Below are 21714 nucleotides of genomic sequence, written 5' to 3'. Positions count from 1 at the left end.
TCACGATAAAACGGAATGGGCGGTCACGATCACCCGGAACAGGCGGTCACGATGAAACGGAATGAGTGGTCACGTTGGTCCGGAATACGCAGGTGTCAGGTCGCGCGCTTTGACAGCTCTCGGTTCATGGCTATGAGGCGGTCCAATGCTGCCTGGGCGCTCTCCTCCACTACCTCGCCTGTCTCAATATCCTCGTGTGAGAATACCGTTGCGTCATCTTCCCTTTTGCCGACAATGCCGAAGAACCCTATCTGAGCGGCCTGCTCGTTGACCTGAATGCTGAAGCCGCCTTCCACCCACTGCACACCTACCCCGAGCACCCGGAATGCAGCAAGCAATTTGTCCACGGTATCTGTGCGGACCGAGTCTGTCTTACCAGTTTCAATGCGAGCAATTGTTGGCTTGGACACCCCAGACAGCCAAGCGAGATCCGCCTGGCTCATGCCGAGAATATTTCTACAGCCTCGAACAGCAAGGCATACGAGCACGCCATGGGCGGGCACCCCCTGGAACTCAAGCACAAACGAGCCTTGCGACATACGCTTACCTACGCCATACTGATACTGTGAGTATCGTTTCTAATATTGATGGAATCATTAAAGGATCTCATTATGGCAAAGCAAAGGCTGACCCAAAAATTTGTTGACCGCGAGTCTCTGTCTAAAGAGTGCCACAAGAAGGAATTTTACGATACCGACTGCATCGGGCTCTTCCTTGAAGTACGCTCTGGGAGAAAGTCCTATTACCTGAGGTATCGCGACGAGCGCGGTAAAAATCGCAGGAAGGTGCTTGGGCGAGCAGACGTGCTGCAGCTGACTGATGCGCGGAACATGGCGCGCCGGTACCTTCGCGACATTCAGCTCGGCCAGAATCCCTTTGAGGAAAAAGCCGCCCTCAAGGACGTCCCCACCTTCAACGCCTTCGTACACGGCGCCTTCATGCCCCACATCAAGGGCTATAAGCGCAGTTGGCGTTCAGATGAGTCCCTGCTGCGCAACCACATCTTGCCGGCGGTGGGACACCTGCACCTGGATGAGATCAAACGCCACCACCTGGTCAGCCTGTTCGCCAAGCACCGCGAAGACCACAAGCCAGGCTCCACCAACCGGGTGATGATCCTGTGCCGTTACATCCTCAACTGTGCCATCAACTGGGAGACACCCGGGATTGAGGCTAACCCCAGCAAGGGCATCGCCCTACTGCCGGAGAATAACAAGCGGGAGCGGTACCTGTCGCAGGATGAGTCAAAGCGGCTGTTCACGGCGCTGGAGCACTCCGATAACCCGTCCCTCAAGTACATCGTCGCCCTGCTGCTGCTGACCGGTGCGCGCAAGCGCGAGGTACTGGACGCACGGTGGGAGGACTTCGACCTGCAGCGGCGCATCTGGACCATTGAGTTCAACAAGCTCGGCCGCCCGCGCTACATTCCCATCGCAGACGGTGTGGCGCGAGTGCTGGAGCAGGTATCGCGCCACGAGGGCTGCCCGTGGGTATTCGCCAACCCGAAAACCGGCAAGCCATTCGTGAGCATCTACTACAGCTGGAACACGGCGCGTGTCGAGGCCGGGTTGCCCGAGGTGCGGATGCATGACCTGCGTCACAGCTTTGCCAGCTTCCTGATCAATAGCGGGCGCAGCCTTTACGAGGTACAGAAAATACTCGGCCACACGCAGGTTAAGACCACGCAGCGGTATGCACACCTGTCGCAGGAGTCGCTGATTGCCGCAGCCAACACCGCTGGCGCGTCGGTGCCTTTCTCGGGCGTTCCAACGCCCCCTGCCCTGCCGCCTGCGCCTATCGCCGGGTGATTGCCGGCATTGTTTTTCAGGCGTAACGTTTCCGAGCCGCGACGGGGGACCACATGACAGAACATAGACAACGGCGCATCGGTGGTGCCAGGCCAGGCGCCGGCCGCAAGCCGGGTATCCGCAACCGGCTGACGCAGGAGAGCGTGGCGTTTGCACGGGAGACCGGAGAGACGCCGCTAGCGTTCCTGCTGCGGGTCATGCGCGACGAGGATGCCGAGCTCGAGCGCAGGCTGGAGGCAGCCAAGGCCGCAGCGCCCTACTGTCATGCACGGCTGAGTGCAGTGCAGGTATCAGGGCAGGTGGCGGTGTCGCATGAGGAGGCGCTCGCTCAGCTGGCGTAGCCCGCGGCGCCCGGCGGCAGCTGAAACGGATGTCGGGATTGCTGCCGCCTACCGGAGGACTAGCTGCTTCGACTTCCGTCGTTCTGCCAGCCACTTCTTCGCGTAAGCCGAAGCGGCGGGCATCTCTTGCCTCAAGGATTCGAGTTCATAGGGCGTCAGGGGTCGCTTTTGACGATGCATCGAGCTTCTGACTGTGTGAGACGGGCGAAGTCATAACCAAACCTGGAGGTGAACCACGGCTCGATGTCCGCGTACTTGTCCCCAACCGCGCTAGCGCATTTTAGGAGCGAACGCCAGCCTAGTTGCCCGCATGTAGTTTCCAATCGCGCGCGCAATGTGATTGTCCTGCTACTGCAGGTACGTCAGGCAGTCGGGCTCCTTGAAGCGGTTGCGCTCGTAGTCAAACGTCAGCCAATACTTGCGCTGGTCCGTCCTTATGCTTGAGCCAGTCACCACCACATTGTGGGAAAACGCCCGCGGGGCCGCTGGTGATCTGCCATTGGTCGTTGATTTTCATGCTTTGGCCTCCTAGTGACGTGTGGTGACACATGTGACGCGTTTTTCTATTGTGTCCCTATATGAAAAAAAACACTGTTTTGAAGAAATACGTTTTTTCCGTTACTGCAAAGCAATAAGGAAATCTGTCATATGTGTCACCACCCGTCATCGCCCCCGCTGAATGGGGACAAAAGAGCGATGCCGGTGTGCCATCGCGCATACTTATCGCGCCGTTCCCCGATGCCCGCTGTCTTTAAACGCCCCCCAAAAGACTTTTGCGTGAGCGTGCGGTTAATACCGGCATCCATCGCCCAATCTTTATAGGCCCGGTACAGGGTGCCCTTCTGGACCTCACCACGCCCCCGCTGGCAACGCTCCTCGAGGAACTGCAATATTTGATCAGCCTCGAGGCGCCATTCCCGCCGCGCTTCCAGCATTGAAGATGGCTCTGCAAACGATCTGCCTTTGAGCACGTCGCCAATAGCACCCAGGGCGAGATTCAAAATACCGGGCAGCTCGTTCAGCAATTTGGATTTAAGATTGACGTCCTTTTTCGCACCCTCGAACTTGTTGTTGAACGTAATCACGCACGCACGCCGGAACAACGCATCAGAGAAGTCGCGGGTGTGTGGCATGTGGTTGGTGCCAAACCAGCACGTCGAGTAGGGCCGGAACGTGAACGGCTGGCGGTGCTTGTGATCGGCGGTGACGAGTTCGCCCGATGTGATGGCTTTGAGCGCCGCATCATTGATGACAGCGCCCTCTGCGATCTCGGTAACGATGTTGGCCAGCTTACCGTGCAGATAGGCGCGCTTGAAGTTGTTGTCCAGCTCATGGGGCGCAACGCCGGCGGTGTTTTCCAGCCCGAGTAGCTCCGCGAGCACTTCCAGCAGCACGCTCTTCCCGTTGCCGCCACTGCCAATCAGCATTGCGAACTTTTCGTGCCGTGCCGATGGCAACAGCGTGTAGCCGATCAGCTCCAGCAGCAGTCGTATCTTTTCCGCCCCGTCTTGGTCTCCCGCGAACACCTCCATAAGGAACTGCTCGAACCGCGGGCACTGGGCAGCCGGGTCATATTCCACAGGCAGTTTGGCCAGCAAGTACAGCTCTCTGCGGTGAGGCTCCAGCATCCATTGCGCGCCGTCATGCACAAGTAATCCGTTTTCAACATTGACACCCTCGAAGGGCCGCCCGAACTGCGCACCAGGCTGGAAGCACTCAGTGCGGCATAGCTTCAGTACTGATTCGACAACGCCGCCTGCGAGCTCTTCATCCGGCATTGCCGCGTGGATCTTCTGCTTGACCCCCTCGGGATGTTCCTCCGTCCACACACCCCGGCCAGGGTAGTGCCAAAAAGCATCCGACGCGAATGCAATATTGCCTGGGCCGTATTCGGCCAAGGCCTTGCGGGCATATTCGATCGGCGGCGTTTCCTCAGCCTGGAACTCCTGCGCCACAGCCTTGCGAAGGTCGCCAAGGGTGATGCCCGTGTGCTTTTTAATGGCGTTGAATACTTGCCGGCGCTCGATGACTGATAGTTTCGTGGTCTGCGTGATGATGGCTTCGATGACATCCGGCGCGGACTCCGGCGAGAGCTCCGCCGCTGCTTCGACCAGATCATCGAACGATACCGGCGCGAATTTATCGAATGCCCCGTCGATCATTCTGCGGAGCTCGCCGCGGTACAGGGCCTCGACGCGGTCGGCGCCGCGCGCCCGGGTTAGCTGATCCTCGAACGCGAGAAACACCGCCCAAATAGTTTCGGCGTCCAGGCCCCGGGCCACCATGCTGGCAATGGTGCTACACGCACTGCCATGCAGATCATCCCCGACGAGCAGGTCTTGGAGCCAGTCCTTGTATTCGCCCTCGCGGCGCTTGCTTTTGCCCTTCGCCTTGCTGACCCGCGACTCGCTCGCTTCTTCCTTTGCCCCATCGAGGAACTTCAAAGGATGCAGCAGCGGGTCCGCGTCGAGCGTGTGGAAGGCCATGCGCGGGGCGCCTTTTGGGCAGGCTGGAAGGTAGAAGAATTGCAATTCCTTTTCGGAGCAGGTGTCTACCTCGCCGACCAGCGTATTCAACTTGTTGCTGATTTGCTGATGCAGTTTGAACGGCACGGGCTGACTGTACGGCACCACCACGCGCGCACGTCCCGGGCTGTATGTGCTGTGTGCGATATAGGCAATGCCGCGTAGCTTCTGCCTGATTTCTTTCTCGTCGGTGTCGCGGTCTATGTCTACCACTGCGCCAGTATATGTGGCGATGTTCTCCGCCTTGCGGTATGGCGCATTGAATTTCGCCAGCACACAATAACGCCCGTCCTTGCCCCCCTCACGATGCGTGGTGAACAGCGGCACCAGCTCTGCGAGTGTCAATTCATCGCAGGACAGATGCGTATCTTTCTTGTGCGCGCCAAAAGCGATGTGCAAAGTCAAATCCGGTATGTTCATAACAGCCTCATGGTGGGGGCTTTTCTGTGCGGTTGCTTTCGTGCGCCGCCCTTGGTTGCCGGTCCTGCTTTGTCCGCGAGGTGGACCGCGATCTCGCGGAGCAGCGGCGCGTCGCTGTCCATCGAGTCGGGGGATGCCCTGTCGGTCGCGTCCAGGGAAGTGTACTTAGGACAGGTGCCGATCAGCCCCGGCGCATAAAATCCCTGCTGAATGCGCGCCGCGGCCGGATCGCAACCGACCAGTGCGGTGAGTGCTTCCCGCATCGACAGCCAAGCATCGGCATCAACCGCTCGGCTAAGAGGAATTACCCCCCACCATCGCGGGGCCGGCGGTTTGTCACCCTTTGGCCAGTTGTGGTGCGCCGTAGCATAGATCAGCAAGCCGCAGCCCCATGCGCGGTACAGCGCTTTGATCTCCGCGAGCGATCGATTGTCGTCGTGATCGACGATCAAGAGCGCGAATTGCGCCGGTTCGGCTGCCGCCTTGACCTTAGCGAAGTCGGAGAAGGGCGTGATCAGTTCAGCGCGAGACTTGCAATCACGGGCCGACGGAGCTCGTGACATTGCCACCAGCTCGCGCATAGTTGTCTGGGCTCTCGGGCGGCGAGCATCATGGTCGCGGTAAATCGAGTACGTGGGCAGTGCGGGGCCAGATTCTATGCCGCGGGCATTCATCGCTCTGGCGCTCACGCTGAGTCCGGCGCCGACGCATCGACACCCCCTGGCCGGGCGGCAGCTGCCTTTAGTGCGTCGAGGTCCGCGCGGCCGTAGTACGTCCGTCTGCGAATGACCAGTGGTTTGGTTTCCGGGTAGACGATGGCGCCGAACACGACGAGTCGCAGCGATCTTTTTCCGGTTACGTGGAATGGGCTGATACCCCCCCACTGCGGAGGCCCTGGTGGGTTCTGGGTAGGCTGGGAGCCTCCGCGGGACGCTCATGCTTCCACCTCGGGTGCGTCGCCCTTCAATGCCTCGATTACGCTTGCCCGCCAGTACAGACGCCCACGCAGCGCCACAGGCTCTGGTAGTAATCCCTCTTGCCGCCAGCGCCATAACGTAACGCGGGTAATGCCGCCGAGTTCGCGGCGGACTTCGTTTGCAGATAGCAGTGGGTCAGTTGCAGGGGTGTAGCTGATGGTGTGTTTCGCCATGTCTGCCTCCAGTCACAAACGCTTCATTGCGTTGCTCGAGGCATAAGAACACTCGTGGGGGCAGGCGCGAATCCGCCCTACGCGTAGCGGTTACAGCTTACGCGTAGCGTGCAGGGGGAGATTACTCGGGGTCGGGCGTGTTCATCAGGTCATTACGTGCGCGACGGAAACTCTTGTAACCGAGCGTCTCATATTCTTCTTGCGCGCATTCGTCCCGAGATTGGTAGACGCCGGTCGCCCACCGGGCATGAATTTTCATCTTGCGCTCGACTCGCTCTTGCTCAGTCTTTCTGTGCCGTGTGTTGACGGCTTTACGCGCATCCTCCGACCGGAAGGATTTGCGAAGCTTTTCCCGAACCTCGGCTGGAACCTGTACGTAGCAGTGCTCGATTAGTATCTCTGTCCACTCTGCGGCCACCCGAAGCTTCTGAGCGTAGTTGCGTGCGCCTTCCTTTAGCCTTTCGTCGGCGTCTTCGCTTTCAGCGTAGGCCTCCAATTCGCCGATGGCCGCGTAGGTATCAAAGTACCAGCCGTACCAGTCTGTGTCGTCTCCGTCTTCGACGGGCAGTGGAATAGGGGTAGTGGTCTGCTCCCGGACGCTCTCTGGGCTTGGAACGTAAGGGGCAGGGGCCCCCTTCCTGCTCGACATCTCCTTACCTCCCTACGGCACCCCTGGTAAAAAGAGCAGCACCAGCCCGCCAGGGACGCGGGTGTTCGGGGATCAGCCTAGGCGCTGCAGAGCGATTATCGCGCAGTTTGCACGCTCGGCACAGCCACCATGCTTTAAACCAGTCCACGAGCCGACCCACCAGACTGCGCTGCTCCTCGATCTTGTCCCGCGCTGGTTTGGCTTGCCCTTAGAGCGCGAATCACCCGCCTTCTTCGCCGGCCAAATCTCCCGTCGTGCGGCGACTGGCTTTCTTACGGCTGACATGCATGGCTTCTCTTCGGCGATCGGCGCCTCTGCACTGGATCTCCTCTGCGAGCGGAACATGCTCTCTCTTGCCCCTGGACCACGCTGCTTTGAGCATGACTGATAGTCGCGCAAGCCCGCCGGACAAATAAGCGCTCAAGAGTTACTTTTGGCACTACGAAATCAGGATCACCGAGCGACAGATTGATCGCAACCCGCTCACCATTGCCGCACCCAGGCCACGACCACCCGCGCCACCAGCGTAATCAGCCCGGCCTCCTTCTGCGCCGGCGGTTTCACCAGCAACAGGTTCGGCTTCTTCTGCGGCCGCCGCCTGGCCGCACGCTGCCCACGTCCCATCGCCTTCGCATGCTCAGCCTTCAGCATCCTGGATCGCTCCGGTACAGGCATAGGCCGGTCACGCTCGTGCTCTGTCCGCAAAGGCCGCCGTATACCTGGGTTTTGCAGACATGAGCCACGGCAGGTTCAATCGCCTTCACCTCTGCTGTCTTGCTCCAACCACGGCGCGTCCTTCTTCGTCCAGATGTGCCAATGAAGCTTCCACCAGGGGGTGGTCTCGATGTAGTCGCGGAAGTTGTCGGCCAGCTCCAGCAGCAACCCATCCAACGCTTCGCTTGGTGAGAATGTTCGCCCGCCCAAGGTCACCGGTGTGTTGTTGAGCCTCTCTATCTTATCCATCGCTTCAAATCGATCAGGGCACTTGCGGATCAGCTTCAGTGCCTTTTGATAGCGTTTGGCAACGTGCTCGGGCATCTTGGTGAGCGTGTGCCAAGTGATGTCGTCTGGATTGAAGCTCACGCTGACATTGTCTTCCTCGCGGTCATAGGGCAGGTGGGACTCGATGGCATCGAGCGCGCTCTCCTCGATGTCGGCAGCGCTCCCCGACTCGACCAGATTACAGTAAGCAAACTCGACATTGATGAGCAGCCATCCCTGATCATCAGCCAAGGTCCATGGGCACAGTTGCCATGAGAATCCAAACCGGCGCTCATAGGGCATAATCGGTTTGTCCACGGCAAACTGACTAACGATGTCAGGGTGCAATACCAGCTGGTGTTTCAATAGCGCCACTGCTGATAACCTCAAACTCTGGTATCAAACGGTCATATATATCGCTTGCGTGTGATGCTACCGCAGCGCATGGCCGCTGTCCTCCTGCCCCATAACGAAAAAACCCCCGACCCGTGAGGGTCGAGGGTGAGTGCTAGTAGTTCAGGAGTGAGCGCCCGAGGGCGCTCGGGTTGAGCTTAGCCGAGTTCCAGCGTCGCATTCGTTCCGTTGAACGAAGCAGCTGAGAGATCCACCAGACCGGTGAGCATCACCACAAAGTCTGTGCCGTCCACGAAGGCGTTAGCGCTGTCGCCACCAACATCACCCGCAATGTAGGTATTGCCATTGAACTGGAACCAACCAAAGCCATTGTCACCAAGGTTCGTCATGGCTTGATCAAGGAATGCCTGAGTAGACTCAGTCGCGCCCTGGGACAAAGTGATCTGCGCCTGCCTGAACGAGGCATCACCACCGGTAATTCCGTCGAAGTCAAAGATGTCCCCTGTATTGACGCCTTGTACAACGGCAAAATTGCTCTTGTTGGATGATACGCCGTTAAAATCGAACGTATCGGTGCCGTCACCGCCGTCGAGTTTCAAAAGATCAACGGCAGCGCCGACTACAAATGTATCTTTACCTGCGCCGCCTATCAGCGTATCGCCAGAGCCAGCCCCAGTGAGATGGTCATCGCCACTGCCACCCGTTACCGTCTGAGCAAGTGTGCCATCAGCTACATAAGTCAGAGCACCTGTCATTGCTGAGGCATTGACCGTGGTGAGGACCGCATCATCCGTGACAGTCAAATCAAGATCAGCGCTACCAGTCAGGTTCAGACTGGTAGCAGAGTCAACAGAGACACTCAGAGTATGCTCGTCGATATCTGCTGTTCCGTTGGCCAAAACTGGCACCGAATCGATAGCGTCAATATTTACCGTCTCTACGTTAGCAATGGTTGCAGATCCAAAGTCAGTGTCACCATTCTGAGACACTTGAAGGTTGACTACGTCAGAAGCGCCGGTTGCCGCATCTTTGACGTTTACTACCACGTTACCCGTTGCAGTGAGTACGACCGTGCCGTCATTTGCCAGGTTGTCAAGCTGCAAGACATCCCTCGTTGCGACGGTGTCGGCTGTCGCAACCGGATCAGAAACCGTTCCTGACGTCGTGATGTAACTAAAGCCCAAAGCCGCGGTGTCTATCACTATTGTGTCAACTTGGTCGACCGTATCATCATTAACCACCGTATCGGTGATAGTCAGACGCTCAAAACCAGAGATCGCCGTTGCGAAGTTGGTGTTGTTGTCCAGCGCCTGGGCACTGGCCGAGGTCATCGCAACCGTGTCGACACCGTCACCACCATCAACTGTTCCAGCTGTCGGCACATTAGCCGTCGCTTCAGAGAATGTCAGGGTATCGTTACCACCGCCCAGCGAAATATTCTTGCTGAGACCAGCAGTGTCAACCGTGATTGAGTCGTTGCCAGAGGACGTAGTAACGGTTGCCGTGGTGCCGTCGACCGTGGCGGAGATGTTACCCGTAGCACCAGACGCGTCCAGCGTTTTGGTAGCGCCGGAAATGTCGCCAAGAGTGACGTTACCAGCGCCCGAGACAACAGCAGATTCCAGAACTGTTAGCGTGGAGCCGGTCAGGTTGAGTGCAGCGTTTGCAGTGACGTTCAGGGTTTTGGTGGCCTCTGACGTGAGTGCGAAAGTTGACGCATCGCCTGAAGCAGTCAAGTTCAATGTCTCAACAGTCGCGGCAGTCCCATCTAAGCTAACCGCGTCGTCCACGTCATCGACGTTCAGAGCCAGCGTAGTCGCGGCGGTCGTCACGGTTGCCTCGTCAGCACTGTTGGCCAGAGATAGCGTAGTTAGAGCGTCAAGACTACCTCCGGCGCCAAGAGTAGCGGCTTTGTAAGTATCAAGAGTGATTTCAGTAATGCTATCCGAACCACCCTCGTTTACAACTACATCACCTATAGTGACAGTATTTGTAGAAGTGTCCGCGTCGACAGAAGCCGCTCCGGCGCTCTTGACCTGAGTGGGTGCACGGGCGCCAGCGTCGTTAGTCGTGGCCGTTCCGGTGAAAACGAGGTCGGCTTCATCCTCGTCATTCGCGGTGAACGTAACCGTAGCACCATCTCTGGCGCCAGAGGTCCAAACTGCCGTATTAAAAGTGCCGGTGTATATACCATTCGCGGTTGGCCCTGTCGCCGACTGAGTATCAGCAGCTGCGAGATCTGCAAAGGCCCCGGCAACTTGCTCGGCAGTCAGTGCCTTGCTAGCCGTAAATGTCAAGCCATTCACGATGAGCGTTTCATTCGCACTCATTGCCTTGAACGTAACGACGCTAGTTTCTTTGATGACCGCGACCGCAGGCTTGGTGAACGTTGTGGCGGAATTGTTCTGAACCACAGACACAGACTTAGTGGCATCATCTCCAGTCACAGTGACGGTACCGTTGAGGATATCGTTGTCTGAGTCTTGATCTTTTGCAGTCGATGTTGCGTTAACGGTAACGTCCACTGTAGTGCCACCAGTGACAGAAATATCCGCCTGAGCAACGTTACCGCCCTCGCCGTTATGCTTGACATTTTGCACGACGACGACATCGCCTGAAGCAGCTTTAGTCGCGCCAATCACAACATCACCGGCGTCAGCAATCGCCGCAGCGGCGTCAGTCGTGGCATTAACAGTAACATCGGTACCACCATCGATTGTGATGTCGCCGTCACCCTGCTTGCTGTCAGTCACGCTGATGGTGCCTGCTGCGTTGGTAGAACCTGCACCAGATTCACCAACATTGATGTTCTGGTTGTCGGCTGCGTCATTGACGGTGATATTATTACCGCCTTCGACATCAATCGCGCCCGTTGCTCCAGACACAGAGATGTCCTGAGTCGCAGAGCCAGTCAGTTCCGCAGCAGCGGATTGTGTGGACGCCAGGGATACAACATCGGCGAAGTCGCTCGTGTCGAATTTTGCTGTACCAGCCGCGCGTGCTGTCACATTTTCGATAGACGAAAGCGTAAGGCCAGCGGGGAAGCCAGAGCCAGCAGGATCGGTATCGGCAACACGCAGCGTGTCGATGCCAGCTCCGCCGTCGAGGCTGTCAAGGCCGTTCAAGGTTGCATCTGCCGGCGTTGCATCATCAACCGTGCCCACGAACAAATCGTTGCTAGAGGTACCGGTGAAGCTGTCCAGATCCGTAGTAAGCGTAAAAGTCTGCCCTGAAGAGCCAACTCCTGCATCACCCGGATTAGAAAAGTCGTCTTCAATATTGGTGAGCGTTTCGGACGCAGTGGGCACTGAGCTGGGGGCTGAAGACACAGCCTCAAGCCACTCGCGTGCGGCAACGATATCGTCAGCATCATAGGTGAATTGCGGATCGCGCTGACCAAACTCTTCGTCGCGTGCGCCACCGTCAATCGCGTTGGTGAAACGATCTGCGGCAATGACCTTGTTGTTGATGACGGCAAGGTCGCCACCAGAAGCGCCATCCAGAATGTTCAGGGCGATTGAAGCGGGTGTGAAGGTGCCATCGTTAAAGCCGTTAACGTAGAAGGCAAGACCTTCAGCATCTGCAGCTCGCCCAAACGCTGCCTGGTAGAAATTTTCAACAACAGATTCAATGTTGTCTGCGGTGATATCACCGTACAGCTCCTGCGCCTCTACTGAATTGGCAAACGAGCTTAACGCGACCTCAAGTGAGCCGCCGGCATTTTCAATTTGATCCGCCCAAAAACGCAATCCTTCGGGATCGGCGGGCCTTTGATAGTACGCAATGTACAGTTTTTGAGCAGTTTCGTAGCTACTAGCATTAGCCATGTTGTTCTCCTGAGGTCACTCCTGAACGGGTCTTCGGTCGCCATGTTTCAGACATGAGAACGCAACTATCCTGCCGCCTCTCACCGAAACAGAACATTAGGCCCTGCATAAAACCTTGTCAACACGGAACTCGCCATTCCGCACCGTTAAGGCTTTACACCTGCCATATTTACTGTTTTTCATGCAACCGATCACTTAAGCACTGTGCAACGTTCCACTTGTTTTTAGTTGCAGCTTCTTAAAGTAAACGAAATACATCCGCAAAATCAATCTGTTTACACGATTTCTTAAGGTTTTTCATGCAACCCTACACACTAAGCAGCCTGTCCACTGTGCGCTCCCAGCTGAGATTCAGCGCCTGGTAGGCTTCCCGGCCGGCGCGACCGTAATTTGCGGCCCGAGCGGTCTCTCTGTGCATGGCATCTATTGCCTCTGCCACCACCGGAGGCTCGGGGGCCAGCACTCGCCCGGTAACCCCCTCCTCCACGTAGGCCAGGGGTCCCCCCGAGTCCGTACAGGTAATGACGGGCTTCCCGGAGAGCATCGCCTCCAGCGTCACATAGCCATAGTCTTCATCATAGGGAGCAAAGAACACCGCGAGGGCATGGGCGTAAAAGGCGATTTTCTCGCGCTCACTCAATTCGCCGACGAAGCGCACACGGCCTTCTACGCCGCGCGCCGCGGCGAGCTCGCGATAGCGTGCTGCCTGCCCGCCGCTGCCGGCGATAACAATACCCACCGGGCTGCGCATGAGTGCTGCGGCTTCTATTAACAGATCCTGACGTTTCAGGCTCTCGAGCCGGCTGGGGCAGAAAATGTAGGGCTGTGCCGGCGCACAGCGGTACAAATTTGCAAATGGCGGTGGATGCGACAGCGGCTCGGCGTCCAGGCCATTGTAGTGCCTGAGCCTCTCCGCCACTCGCGGCGAATTGGCGAAGCGGTGCTGCACCCGGGACAGTGCGCGATCATCGAAGGAGAGAACAGCATCCCGCAGCGCGATCGTCTCGCTGTCCGCCCCGGCCTGATCGAACAGTTCGTAGGCGGCACGGTACTGATGCATCAACCAGACCACATGGTGTGGATGCTGAATACCGTAACCCGGAAACTGCAGGCTGATGACCCGGTCCACCGGCTGGCCATTGGGGTGGCTGAGATCAAGCTGCTCGGCAAAGGTCATCACCCCGCGAACCGCGCTTGCGGGGGCAAACTGGAAGGGCAGCCGCAACAGCTCAACGCGGTGCCCGGCCTCGCGCAGCGCGGCCACCAGCCCTGAAACATGATAAGACGCGCCGCCACCGATAAAAGGCACCTGGCAGGCAGTCACAATAATGTTCACGGCACGGGCTTGCGGGCGACCATGCCCAGGTCCTGCGGCCCGTATAAATGCCCGTTGAGGCGCGCCGCTGCCAGCGTCGGCTCTTCAATCCGGGCCTCGGGCGGATAGGGATTGAGGCGCAGGGTGACACGATCCACCAGCCCGAAGTAACCCAGCAAAAAGTCGAGCGAGCTGTGCGTCACCGGATTGCGGTGGCTGAAGTCATGGTAGAACGTATGACTGCCGACCAGCACATTCTCGGCGTTAGGCGTCTCCACCAGAAGCATACCGCCAGGCGCCAGTGCCCTGGCGGCTTCCTCTAACAGCCGAAAAAGCACCGGGAACGGCAAATGCTCCACCAGGTGAAACGCGCTGACCGCCGCCAGACTCCCTTCTTTATATTCCTCCAGCGCGCTGACAGCGTCACCCTGGGCCACCGATAAACCGTGGCGCTGGCAGTGATTCACCATGGCGGTGCTGCTGTCGATGCCCCGCCCCTGGAAGCCATGCTCGCGCAGCAGCGCCAGCCACTCGCCGCGTCCACAGCCGAGGTCCAGCACGGGCAGCGCCAGCAGCGATGACGGCAGCTGGCTGATTTCATTGAGATAGGGCATTTGCGCGGCGCGGATCTCGGCCTCGGTGCCTCTGTGGGTCGCCTCGAAGGCGAGGTAATAGGTGTCGAGACGTGTGGCGAGGGCGTTATCGACAACACCCTCCTGCGCAGGCGGCGAGCGCTCCGCGCTGGAGGCCTGCCGGCGCATTGCCGGCGCGCCGCCGGCAGGCGACTGCTGGAGGCGGAACGCCTGCACACTGGCCTGCAGTATGCGCTGCTCTTGCATCAGGCGCTCCAGGGTGTGGCGCAGTTCACTGCTGACGCTCTCGCTGTCCGCAAGCGAACTTGCGGTGGTCTGAACATGCCGTCCCAGCGCGTCGGTCACCGCCTTCAGCTGGCTGCGGGCATCGTCGTCGAGCTGCGCCAGCTGGTGCTGTTGCGTGGACTGCCACTGCTGCAGCGTGGCCAGCCACTGGGGGTCGACCAGAAGCCGCCATTGCCGCCACTGTGCGTAAGCCCGATTGCACCAGCGACCCAGCCACTCAAGACCAATGCGCCGGCTCACCCGCCACAGGTTATACAGCAGCGGCGCCAGGCCCAGTCCCTGTATGCGACGTCGCCGGGGGCCGGCTTCGGGCGCTGCGGCGAGCGCCGCAAGCACGAAGGGACGACCGTAGCCCGCATCGAGCCGGCTGCCGTAGTCGCGCAGACCCACCGGATCGGCGCTGCGTTCAAACAGGCACTGGTAGGCCTGCTCGATGAAGCGTGCATCGTCTCCAATGACGAGAAACGCGTCGAGACTGCGCGGCGGGGAGCCGCTCCCGGCGTATTCCGCGTGGCCCCCCTCGAAAGATCGCCCGCCGCGTTCGGCGCCCGAGACCGCCCACTCGCGGGTTTGCGCAGCGAGAGGCTGCAGCGGCGTCGCCTCGGGGACCTGATACTCCGGGCGCCGGGCCTCTTCGCGCACATGGGCAATCACAGCATCCAGGTCGGGCGCATTGCTCATCGCGCGATCACTCCTTGTTGACACGGGTTTTCCGTCATGCTCTCGAGCGCGTGTATCAGATCAGAGGCAACAGCCTCCCAGGTGCGCACCCGGCAACCCGCCTTTCGGGGAGTCGCCGGTGTTGCCTGCCGCAGCGCCGCGCACAAACGCTGGGGGCATGACGAATCGACATAGCGCGGCCAGTCGCCGCCAGCCTCGCGCAAGGGGGCAATGTCGCTGGCAATCACGGGACAGCCAGCCTCCCGGGCTTCCAGCACCGGCAGGCCGAAGCCCTCATCGCGCGAAAGATACACCATCGCCAGCGCCTCACGATAGAGCGCGGACAGCTCGGCATCGCTGACGCCGCGAAGCCAGTACAGCCGCCCGCCCTGCTCCGGGTGAGTGCGAACACGCTCCAGCACCGTATCGTTGCGCCAGCCCGAGGCACCCACCAGCAGCAACCCAGCGCGCCCGCCGTCACGCCAGTACGTCTCCATGGCATCGAGCAGCTGATGATGCTGTTTGCGCGGCTCCAGGGTAGCCACGCACAGAAACCAGGGGCGATCCCGCGACAATGCCAGTGGCACCGCGCCGCCCGCCGCGGGTAGCACGCCCGACAGCGGCGTACAGACAAGCGGCAGGTGCGACGCTGACTGTGCCTGGACCTGACTGCGAACATGCTCGCTGGCGGTAAAGAGCAGCGAACTTCGCGCAAGCAAGGCACGGAAATGCCGGGCAAAGCGCTGCCCGACACCCGGGGGAAACCACTGCGGGTGCCGCAGTGGCAGCAGGTCATGTACAAACCCCGTCAACCGGCCGCCAGCCCGAAGCAAAGCATCCACGGCCGGCCAGGGCTGGCCATACCAGCTGGCATCCGCCAGCAGCAGGACGTCGCCCGGGCGCGGCTGCAGGCGCAACGACAGTTCGCGCTCGGGGCCCGGCGGCGCAGCACAGGCGCCGGAGGCCTCCAGCGGATGGGAAGGCAGTGTCCCGATATCAAACCACTGCGTGCCGGCATAGCGCACAGCATGCACGCGGATACCATGCGAACCACTCGCCGCGCTGGCGCCGCGAACCAGGCCGCGCACCACACGCTGTATGCCCGTATGCAGCCCGCTGTCCAGCGTACGGGTGACGTCGATAAACAGGCGCCCAGGAGGATGCTGTCCGGTAGCCGCGCTCGGATTTTTGTCAGAGGCCATGGCGGCGCTATACCCCGTTACCCGGGATCGCTCGCACTGTGGTGGGCAGTCGACACACCCCGGTGAAGCGAGGCCCGTGCACCCCGGCCACCTCAAAGCCGCCAGCCAGGTCACGCCAGTGGTGACAGGTATCGAGGTGATTTTCCTCGGTATGCAGGGCCACACTCAGCGAGTAGCGGCCCGGCGCAATCGCCATATCCACGGTGAAATCCAGTACCCACTCGCCTGCACCGCTGGCTGCGGTCACGCCAAGCTGGTAGGTGTTGGTGCCGAATATATCCTGGCCAAAGCGGTCGCGCACCAGTATGCCGACCGTGAGCTCCGGCAATGCCTGGTTCACCTGATAGCGCACACGGATGCGCGTTGTCTCCCCCGCACTGACCGTGCTGCCTCTGGAATCATTGCCGGCCACGGACAGCGCGACAATCTGCGCCCTGCCGTCGCCATAATCTGCACCCTGGTGGCCATGGGCGCCGGTGCCGTCTTCACTACCGCTGTCGCTGCGCATCACGACATCGGCGTCGCCCTGCTGCGCCACCAGGAAGTTGTAGCTGTTGACCACCGCCTCCGGCTCGCCCAGCTCGAATACCCGACCGTGATCCAGCAGCAGCGCCTGGTCGCTCAGTCGCTTGATGGCGTTGAGGTCATGGGATACCAGCAGAATGCTGCCCCCACCCTCGCGGAAAGCGCGGATGGCGCGGTAGCACTTCTGCTGGAAATGCGCGTCACCCACCGCCAGCGCCTCGTCAACCAGAAAGGTATCCGGCTGCGCATGGATGGCGATGGCAAAGCCCAGGCGCATCACCATGCCGGAGGAATAGGTGCGCAGTGGCTCGTGAATAAAGTCGCCAAGCTCGGAAAAATCGATAATGGCCTCGCGCCGGGCGTTGACTTCCTCACGGCTCATGCCAATCAGCAGGCCATTATTCTCGATGTTCGCCAGTCCGCTGAGATCGACGTTGAACCCGGTGCCCAGCTCCAGCAGTCCAGTAATGCGCCCGCCGGCATGAATGCGACCACTGTCTGGCAGCAAGACACCGTTTAACAGCTTCAGCAGCGTGGATTTACCGGCACCGTTATGGCCGATAATGCCTAGCGTCTGGCCGGAGGGCACGCTGAAGCTGACGTTATCCAGCGCCTGGTGCACGCTGTGAAAAGAGCGGCGGAATAGCCGCTCCTTGACACGATCCACCGGGCGACGGTAAAGGCGGAACTGCTTGCACACGTTATCGACCTGAATCATAGCGTGTCCCGAATTTCCCGCTCCAGCCAGCGCACCGTAAACCAGCCCAGCGCGAGCGCTGCCAGCGCCAGCGCAGCGACGCCGGCGAGCGCCTTCAGCGGCAGCACGGCCTCGCCGATAAACATGGCGTGGTAGGACTCGGTAAGCGGCAGCAGGGGGTTTAGGCGGTAAAGCCTGCTGTAAAGGCCCGTGTCCACAATGCCGGGCACCCACACAATGGGCGTCAGCCAGAACCACAGCTGCGTGAGCACGGCCACGAACTCGCGCACATCGCGCAGGAACACGTTCAGCGTTGCCAGCAACAGCCCCAGGCCCAGCGCCAGCGCCTGCTGCACCGCAAACACCAGCGGCAGCGCCAGCACCTGCAACCGCCAGGGGTGATCAATACTCACCAGCAGCAGCGCAAACAGTCCGAGGGCGATCGCAAAGGTGACTGTCTCGGCGATCACGATGAACAGCGGCAGCACCGGCAGCGACAGGCCCACCTTGGACAGCACGCCCTGTTTGTCCACAAACACCGTGGATGTGCGCATCAGCGTGGCGGAAAACGCCAGCCACGGCAGCATGCCGGCCACCAGATAAATGCTGTAGGCCCAGCCGCCCTCCACCCCGGGCAGGCGCGCGCCCATGATGCCGCCGAAAATCACGACAAAAATAAACAGCAGCACCAGCGGCTGAATGAATGCCCAGGCGAAACCGAGAGAGGAGCCGGCGTATCGGTCCACCAGTTCCTGGCGGGTGAAGTTCCAGACCAGTGACGGATTCATGCCGACAGGCTCCGATATACCGCCAGTGTTCGGGCAACGCACTGCGGCCAACTGCGCTCCGCGGCCCGCGCCAGGCCGCGCTCGCGCGCCACACCGCGCCAGCCCTCATCCTCCAGGCCGCGCGCCAGTGCGGCACGAAGCGCATCGGTGTCCAGAGGATTGACCAGCAGCGCCGCATCGCCCGCCACCTCCGGCAACGAGGAGCAGTCACTGGTCACCACGGGCACTCCACTGGCCATCGCCTCCAGTACCGGCAGACCGAAACCCTCATACAGGGCGGGAAAGGCAAACAGGCGCGCGCCGGCATACAGCGCAGGCAGTTGCGCCTGGGACACATAGCCAAGCTGGCGCACCTGGCCGCCCTGCGCCAGGTCGCGGATGCGCCGGTTCAGGGCTTCGCCATGCCAGCCGGGTGCACCCGCCAGCACCAGCGGGTAGCGCTGCCGCAGCGCCTGCGGCAGATCCTGGTAGGCATCCAGTAAGCGCCCGATGTTCTTGCGCGGCTCCAGCGTGGCGACACAAAGAAGGTAGGTGCCCGCTTGCAGCCCGAGCGTCCGCAGGTCGGAGGCCAGATCCGTGGCACACCGCGGCGCAAATACAGGATCAACCCCCAGCGGCGTCGCCACCACGCGGCCCGCCGCCAGACCGAAGTGGGCAATCACCTCCCGGCGCACAGACTCGGACGGCGTGATCAGCCGCGTGGCGCGTGCCACCGTTTGCGGCATGGCCCGCTGCATCAGCGCGACCCGCGCCGCCGGGTGAAACTGCGGATACATGACGGTGGATAAATCGTGCACGGTGGCCACTGAGGGTCCGGCAAAGGGCGGCAGGATGAAATTGGGCGAGTGAAAAACATGATCGCGGTAGCGGCGCAGTCGCAGGCTGGCCACGCGCGGCGCCAGCGCCGCATAGACACGCACCGCCAGGGGAACCTGCGCCAGCTGCACCCGGGCTTTGGCCAGTATACCGGGCCGGCCGCCGTCGGCGATGGCGCTGTTGTCCTCGGGCGAGGCACCCGGCGCTGCGGTCAACCAGCGGCCGTGCAGATAATAGCGCAGCGAGTCGAATTCACCGCTCGCCGCCAGCCCCTGCGCCAGCTCAAGCGCATAGCGCCCAATACCGGTGAGGGGTGGAAAAATGGCATCGACGGCGAGGATCAGTCGCACAGCACCGGCTCCAGGACGCGCCAGAAGGATTTGGCGATATGCCTCCAGTCACCCGCCCCCCGGGCTTGCCGCCGCGCCGCGTCAGCGCGGGCTGAGCGTTCGGGCGCCGCCGGCGCTGCGAGCAAGGTGCGCAGCGCATCAGCGAAACCTTCCGGCTCGGCGGTCATGAAATGCTCATCGGCCCGCAGCAGGCCGCCGCGCCCGCCAAACGGTGTGCTCAGTATCGGCAGACCCGCGGCAGCGTACTCCAGCAGTTTGAGATTGGTGCCCGAGCCGCTTCGCACCGGGTTCAAGCCGACATCTGCCGCCGCCAGCCACACGCGAAGCTCGGCATGACTGACCCGACCTGTCCGCCAGAGATTCCCGGGCAGTGGCGCCAGATCACCCAGCTCAGGGGCCTCGCAAACACTGCCGATCAGGCAAATCACGGTGTCCGGGCATGCACGGGCAAGGGCGGGCAGCGCCAGTGCAGCTTCAACATTCGGGCCGTGCAGGCTGCCGACAAACACGGCCAGCGACTGCGCGGGCGCAAGGCCGAGGCGCTCCCGCAGCGCCTCGCGGCTTGCCGTCTCCGGCGCCGTATAGCTGTGTGCCGCCACGCCATTGGCCACCACCTCCGGGCATTGCGGCAGGTCGTAGAGTTCCTGCATGCGCGCCGCGTCCTGCACGCTGCAGCACACAACGGCCTGTGCCGTGCGAGCACAGCTGCCCTCTATCCGGCGCACCGCCGCCAGCTCCGGCGCGTCAGCCGTGAATAGTGAGGCCTTCAGATCTGCCTCGACATTGTGCGCCTCATAAACGGTAGGAAGGCTCACGTCACAGGCCTGCAGCGCTGGCCAGCCATAGGGATGGCTCAGTATCACCATATCCGCGGTGTCGGCCGCACGCGCAATCGCCGTGAGCCACTCGGGGCTGAGCTCCGGATGAAGCGCCGCCGCCATATCCACGCTGGATGCCCCCAGACGCGCGCTCAGCGCACGCTCACAGGCACGATGCTCCGCGCTCATGGGCACGCGTGTTTCGCGCAGTCCCGGGGCCAGCCACCGGGTCTGCGCTTCAGTCGCGTTGTGATCCAGATTGACCAGGTGCACATCCGCCAGACGCGCCAGCTCACTGTACAGATGAAACAGCCTGAGCTGGCCACCGCTCATCGCCGGCAGGGCACTGAAGGTATTCACCACCAGGAGCCGACGCGGACACCCGGTAAACGCCTTCACTAAAGGCGGCCACTGAATGTGTGCCACACTGCCTTTTGCCGAACGCGCCAGCCGCGCCTGCAAGCCGGGCTCCGTCGCCAGGCGACGCATGGCGCCCGCCAGGGCCGCCGGCTCCGGCGCGCTTACCAGCCCATTTTCGCCATCGCGCACAAGTTCCAGTACGCCGCCGCTGTCGCTGCAGGTCAGCACCGGGCGGCCCGCCTGCAGCGCTTCAAGCGTGATCAGGCCATAATCTTCACGCTGTGGCACAAAAACCACAAAAGCCGCCTGGCGGTACGCCGCAGCCAGTGCCGCATCGTCCAGCCGCCCGAGCAGCCGTACATCACAGCCCTGCTCCGCCAGCGCTTCCAGCTCTGCCCGTTGCGGTCCCTCACCGGCGATCACCAGCGGCTGCCCCAGATCCGACTGCTGATAGGCGCGGATAATCAGGTCCAGTCGCTTCGGCGCGTCCAGCCGACTGGCGGTAAAAATGGCGCCCGCCGGCAGACGCATATCAGGATCCGGGGGTGGCCGGGTCAGCGTGGGGTGATGCCACACCTCCACCTCGGACTCCCGATCGACTTCCGGCGGGAAGTAGGCCGGGCGCGCGGCAACCTCATGCGAAATGGCGGCATAGCGACGCACGGCCTGGCGCGCGAGCCCGATGCTGTCCAGCGTGTGCACTACCTGTCGCAGTAGCGCTCCCGGCAGGGTGAACAGCTCAAGTGGCAGGGTCTCACGCGCTGCCCGCAGCGCCGCCAGGCTGGCAAAGATGTCCGGCAGCGCGTCGCGTGAGCCCCGCGCGCGCGCCAGCAGGGAGAGCAGCGCCGCGACAGGCGCTGCGTCCGCGGCCGGCACCTCAGGGGACAGATCCGCCGGCCAGCTATCGTAGAGTCCGCGCAAGGTGTGCTGCAGATACACATGGTGATCCGGATGAGCCACCATCCACGCCGGGTATTTCGTGCTGATCACGCGATCAAAATGCTGCAGATCGAGTTCGCAGAACTGCCGGTAGCTATCGATAATGGACCAGAAGTCGGCCTCGGGAGAGGGCAGCTTGATCAGATCTGCCTGCACGCCGGGGGCGGCATTGAACGCCGCGAGCCAGGACGCCCAGAGATTTTCGGCGCCACCAATAGCAAACGGGACGGGACTGGGCGCGACGAGGGCAATTTTCATGGCTACGGGGAGGCTCTGCCTTGCTGGAGCTGCGCGAAAGCGCGGCAGTGTAA

General features: G+C 61.1%; 17 protein-coding genes. 2 read left to right on the top strand and 15 right to left on the bottom strand.

Translation table 11 applies throughout. From position 1 onward, the window contains the following. Positions 1 to 95 precede the first annotated feature (95 nt). Complete coding sequence (locus EV688_RS14235; RefSeq protein ID WP_117319312.1) at positions 96 to 539, bottom strand: helix-turn-helix transcriptional regulator; 444 nt, start codon at positions 537 to 539, stop codon at positions 96 to 98. A 48-nt stretch (positions 540 to 587) separates the two neighbouring features. On the opposite strand from EV688_RS14235, the gene EV688_RS14230 reads away from it, so the two are divergent. Further along, positions 588 to 1808, top strand: a complete 1221-nt coding sequence (locus EV688_RS14230) for a tyrosine-type recombinase/integrase (RefSeq protein WP_117319313.1) — start codon at positions 588 to 590, stop codon at positions 1806 to 1808. Positions 1809 to 1861: 53 nt separating this feature from the next. Continuing rightward, entirely contained in the window at positions 1862 to 2149 is a 288-nt protein-coding gene (locus tag EV688_RS14225) for a hypothetical protein (protein ID WP_131917681.1), read from the top strand. Positions 2150 to 2802: 653 nt separating this feature from the next. Here the strand turns inward: EV688_RS14225 and EV688_RS14220 are convergent. The 14 genes from EV688_RS14220 to EV688_RS14160 all read right to left on the bottom strand — a co-directional run bounded on the left by EV688_RS14220 (position 2803) and on the right by EV688_RS14160 (position 21661). Beyond that, the gene (locus EV688_RS14220) at positions 2803 to 5094 is read right to left on the bottom strand and encodes a DNA primase family protein (protein WP_117319314.1); all 2292 of its coding nucleotides are present in this window, start codon (positions 5092 to 5094) and stop codon (positions 2803 to 2805) included. Further along, entirely contained in the window at positions 5091 to 5675 is a 585-nt protein-coding gene (locus tag EV688_RS14215) for a hypothetical protein (protein ID WP_117319315.1), read from the bottom strand. Before EV688_RS14215 ends, EV688_RS14220 begins: the two co-directional genes overlap by 4 nt. Before the next feature lie 353 nt (positions 5676 to 6028). Further along, a complete protein-coding gene (locus EV688_RS14210) occupies positions 6029 to 6244 on the bottom strand; it encodes a helix-turn-helix transcriptional regulator (RefSeq protein WP_117319316.1) in 216 nt (71 codons plus the stop codon). A gap of 121 nt (positions 6245 to 6365) precedes the next feature. Further along, complete coding sequence (locus EV688_RS14205) at positions 6366 to 6893, bottom strand: hypothetical protein (protein ID WP_117319317.1); 528 nt, start codon at positions 6891 to 6893, stop codon at positions 6366 to 6368. 483 nt (positions 6894 to 7376) lie between these two features. Further along, complete coding sequence (locus tag EV688_RS17485) at positions 7377 to 7544, bottom strand: hypothetical protein (protein WP_162883988.1); 168 nt, start codon at positions 7542 to 7544, stop codon at positions 7377 to 7379. Between the two features lie 99 nt (positions 7545 to 7643). Then, a complete protein-coding gene (locus tag EV688_RS14200) occupies positions 7644 to 8249 on the bottom strand; it encodes a hypothetical protein (protein ID WP_117319318.1) in 606 nt (201 codons plus the stop codon). Between the two features lie 176 nt (positions 8250 to 8425). Further along, positions 8426 to 12055 carry a DUF4214 domain-containing protein gene (locus EV688_RS14195; RefSeq protein ID WP_117319319.1) on the bottom strand — a complete coding sequence of 1210 codons (3630 nt, stop codon included), beginning with the start codon at positions 12053 to 12055 and terminating at the stop codon, positions 8426 to 8428. Positions 12056 to 12362: 307 nt separating this feature from the next. Continuing rightward, positions 12363 to 13391 carry a glycosyltransferase family 4 protein gene (locus EV688_RS14190; RefSeq protein WP_117319320.1) on the bottom strand — a complete coding sequence of 343 codons (1029 nt, stop codon included), beginning with the start codon at positions 13389 to 13391 and terminating at the stop codon, positions 12363 to 12365. Continuing rightward, positions 13388 to 14929 (bottom strand): class I SAM-dependent methyltransferase, encoded by a 1542-nt coding sequence (locus EV688_RS14185; protein ID WP_117319321.1) that lies wholly within the window; start codon positions 14927 to 14929, stop codon positions 13388 to 13390. Before EV688_RS14185 ends, EV688_RS14190 begins: the two co-directional genes overlap by 4 nt. Beyond that, positions 14926 to 16110 (bottom strand): glycosyltransferase family 4 protein, encoded by a 1185-nt coding sequence (locus tag EV688_RS14180; protein WP_117319322.1) that lies wholly within the window; start codon positions 16108 to 16110, stop codon positions 14926 to 14928. The genes EV688_RS14185 and EV688_RS14180 overlap by 4 nt, the downstream gene beginning before the upstream one ends. A 7-nt stretch (positions 16111 to 16117) precedes the next feature. After that, complete coding sequence (locus EV688_RS14175; RefSeq protein WP_117319323.1) at positions 16118 to 17353, bottom strand: ABC transporter ATP-binding protein; 1236 nt, start codon at positions 17351 to 17353, stop codon at positions 16118 to 16120. Next, on the bottom strand, positions 17350 to 18120 hold the full coding sequence (locus tag EV688_RS14170) for an ABC transporter permease (RefSeq protein WP_117319324.1): 771 nt from the start codon (positions 18118 to 18120) through the stop codon (positions 17350 to 17352). The genes EV688_RS14175 and EV688_RS14170 overlap by 4 nt, the downstream gene beginning before the upstream one ends. Continuing rightward, positions 18117 to 19286 (bottom strand): glycosyltransferase family 4 protein, encoded by a 1170-nt coding sequence (locus EV688_RS14165; RefSeq protein WP_117319325.1) that lies wholly within the window; start codon positions 19284 to 19286, stop codon positions 18117 to 18119. Before EV688_RS14165 ends, EV688_RS14170 begins: the two co-directional genes overlap by 4 nt. Continuing rightward, entirely contained in the window at positions 19277 to 21661 is a 2385-nt protein-coding gene (locus tag EV688_RS14160) for a glycosyltransferase family 4 protein (RefSeq protein WP_117319326.1), read from the bottom strand. The genes EV688_RS14165 and EV688_RS14160 overlap by 10 nt, the downstream gene beginning before the upstream one ends. Positions 21662 to 21714 lie beyond the last annotated feature (53 nt).

The sequence above is a fragment of the Chromatocurvus halotolerans genome, assembly GCF_004340525.1.
Taxonomy (GTDB): Bacteria; Pseudomonadota; Gammaproteobacteria; order Pseudomonadales; family Halieaceae; genus Chromatocurvus; species Chromatocurvus halotolerans.
This window is presented reverse-complemented; position numbering and strand designations above follow the sequence as displayed.